This is a genomic window from Sphingopyxis sp. (assembly GCF_036402335.1).
Taxonomy (GTDB): Bacteria; Pseudomonadota; Alphaproteobacteria; order Sphingomonadales; family Sphingomonadaceae; genus Sphingopyxis.
On sequence record NZ_DASWTD010000088.1, the window covers coordinates 1 to 2,786 of the forward strand.

At 64.5% G+C, this 2,786-nt stretch carries 4 protein-coding genes; 3 read left to right on the forward strand and 1 reads right to left on the reverse strand.

The genetic code is table 11. The features are described from left to right. Positions 1-57: 57 nt before the first annotated feature. Complete coding sequence (locus VGD20_RS02650; protein WP_331132962.1) at positions 58-1,353, reverse strand: MFS transporter; 1,296 nt, start codon at positions 1,351-1,353, stop codon at positions 58-60. 145 nt (positions 1,354-1,498) lie between these two features. Between VGD20_RS02650 and pgsA the strand changes: the two genes are divergently transcribed. The 3 genes from pgsA to VGD20_RS02665 are packed head-to-tail and all read left to right on the forward strand — an operon-like array spanning position 1,499 to position 2,771. Next, positions 1,499-2,071 (forward strand): CDP-diacylglycerol--glycerol-3-phosphate 3-phosphatidyltransferase, encoded by a 573-nt coding sequence (gene pgsA, locus VGD20_RS02655; RefSeq protein ID WP_331132963.1) that lies wholly within the window; start codon positions 1,499-1,501, stop codon positions 2,069-2,071. Positions 2,072-2,076: 5 nt separating this feature from the next. Beyond that, on the forward strand, positions 2,077-2,334 hold the full coding sequence (gene moaD, locus VGD20_RS02660; RefSeq protein WP_331132964.1) for a molybdopterin converting factor subunit 1: 258 nt from the start codon (positions 2,077-2,079) through the stop codon (positions 2,332-2,334). Beyond that, positions 2,331-2,771, forward strand: a complete 441-nt coding sequence (locus tag VGD20_RS02665; RefSeq protein ID WP_331132965.1) for a molybdenum cofactor biosynthesis protein MoaE — start codon at positions 2,331-2,333, stop codon at positions 2,769-2,771. Before moaD ends, VGD20_RS02665 begins: the two co-directional genes overlap by 4 nt. Positions 2,772-2,786 lie beyond the last annotated feature (15 nt).

The following is a 2,786-nucleotide window of genomic DNA, read 5'->3' on the forward strand; positions in this document are numbered from 1 at the left end:
CTGGGCCCCGGCTTTCGCCGGGGTGCACAAAGGGTCAACTCCCACCCCAAAGCTGCCCTAGTCGCAGGCGCGGTGCAGCTTTTGGGCGAGCCAGGCCGAGACGAGGCACATTGCGGCGCTCATCAGCAACTGGTCGACGACGCCAACGCCGGCGAAGCCCAGACCCATCGCGAGCAGCGAGCCCGCGACCATCGCGCCCGAATTGACGATATTGTTCGCGGCGACGGTACGCGCGGTCTGGTCCTTGGGCACGGTCGTGGTGAGGAAGGCGTAGAGCGGCACGACGAACATGCCGCCGCTGATCGCGATGCCGAGCAGGCTGAGCAGCAGCGGAATGACGTCAGCGTGGTTCAGGAACCCCGATATGCCGTACATCACGCCCGAAGGATCATGTTCCCAGTTGCGGCAGACCCAGTAGAAGGCGACGACGAACACGCCCATGACGATGACGCTGGCGGGGCTGTAGCGCGCCGATACCTGTCCCTTGAGCAGCCGGTTCACCGCGACCGAGCCGATCGCGATGCCGATCGAGAAGATCGCGAGAAAGAGGCTGGCGACGCTCTTGTCGGCGTGCAGGATATTCTTCACCAGCGGCGGGAACTGGATGAACAGCACCGCACCGATCGTCCAGAAGAAGCTGATCGACAGGATGGCGAGATAGAGGCGCGGAATATGCATCGTCCCGCGGACGAGCGCGACCGACGAGCGGACGATATGCCAGTCGATGCCGGTTTCCTCATGCTCGGGCGGGGCGGGCGGCACCTTTCGCCCCGTCCAGTAGCCGATCGCAGCGACGAGCACGACGCCGAGCGCGGCCCATTCGACATCGATGACGCCGGCAAGGATCGTGCCGGCGAGGATCGCGATATAGGTGCCCGCCTCGACGAGACCTGTGCCGGCGAGCACTTCGTCGCTTTCAAGGTGCTGCGGCAGGATCGCATATTTGATCGGGCCGAAAAAAGTCGAATGGATGCCCATCGCGAACAACGCGAGCATCATCAGCGGGATCGCGATCAGGTGGACGGCGAAACCCATCCAGGCGAGGACGAGCCCGGCGCCGCCGACGAGCATGATCAATATTTCGCAGAATTTGACGATGCGGATGATCCGCGCCTTGTCGCGCGTGTCGGCGAGCTGGCCGGCCAGCGCCGAGAGCAGGAAGAAGGGCAGGATGAACAGCCCCGTCGCGACCGCGCTGAACAGCGTTTCGGACGCTTCGTCGTTGAACACGCCGTAAACGACGAACAGCACCATCGCATTTTTGAACAGATTGTCGTTGAACGCGCCGAGCAGCTGGGTGACGAAAAGGGGGGCGAACCGGCGTTGCTTCAACAGCGCAAAGGTGCCGGTCATGCGTGGTCCAATCTTTTCTTCATCGTCCGGTTACCACGCGATCCGCGGGCAATTTGGTTGTCGCCCCGCGGGCTTATCGGCTAGGGCGGACGGGGTCAAAGGCCATTTTGGCGCAAGTACGCCCTCGCGGCGGGAATCAGGGGTCATGCTCAGTCTTCCTAACATCCTGACATTATCGCGCATATTGGCGGTGCCCATCCTGCTGTTCCTGCTGTGGCCGGGGGTGGTCGAAGGGTCGCACCAGCCGAAGCCGATGGACTATGCGTTCGCCTTTGGCCTCTATTGCCTGATGGGCATTACCGATTATTTTGACGGTTATGTTGCGCGTTCGCGCGGGATCGTCTCGCGGCTGGGCGCTTTCCTTGACCCGATTGCCGACAAGATCATGATCGCGGCGGTGATCCTGCTGCTGGTCTTCACCCGCGACATCGCGGGCTATCATGTCATCGCGGCGCTGATGATCCTGCTGCGCGAGATCATCGTATCGGGGCTGCGCGAATTCCTCGCGACGTTGCAGGTTTCGATGCCGGTGACGCAACTCGCGAAATGGAAGACGACCTTCCAGCTCGTCGCGTTCGGCGCGCTGATCCTCGCCGGCGCGCTGCCGGCGCTGGCGTGGATCAAGACCGTGGGGCTGGTGTCGTTGTGGGGCGCCGCGGTGCTGACGCTGATCACCGGCTGGGATTATCTGCGCGTCGGCCTGAAGCATATGGATTAAGCGCCATGGCGCTGAATATCGCCTATTTTGCCTGGGTGCGCGAACGGATGGGAATCGCCGACGAGGTGGTCGAGATTCCGCCGGGCGTTGCCGATGTCGGCGCGCTGGTCGCATGGCTCGCCGCGCGCGACGAGCGCGGGGCGCTGGCCTTTGCCGAGCCGCATCGCATCCGCGCCGCGGTCGACGGGGCGATGACCGGTCCCGATGCGCAGCTTGCGGGCGCGCGCGAGGTCGCGCTGTTCCCGCCGGTAACGGGTGGATGATCCGGGTGCTGGTCCAATCGTCGGCGATCGATGTCGCTGCCGAACTCGACCTGCACGACGCGGGCGGGCATGGCGCGAGCGCGAGCTTCATCGGGCGGGTGCGCGGCGACGATGTACCGGCCGAATTGTTTCTCGACCATCACCCGGCGCTGACCGGGGCGGGACTCGCCGGTCTGGCGCATGACGCGGCTGATCGCTGTAAGTTGGCGGCCTTGACGCTGATCCACCGCGTCGGCGCGATGGCGCCGGGCGACACGATCGTGCTTGTCCTTGCGAGCAGTGCGCACCGCGCTGAGGCGCTGGCGGCGTGCGAGTATCTGATCGACCGGCTGAAGACCGACGTGATGCTGTGGAAGCGCGAGACGTTCGCCGACGGCCGGGTACAGTGGGTCGAGCCGCGCGAAGGCGACGAGATCCGTGCGGAGCGATGGGATTAACCTGACAGAAGCGGG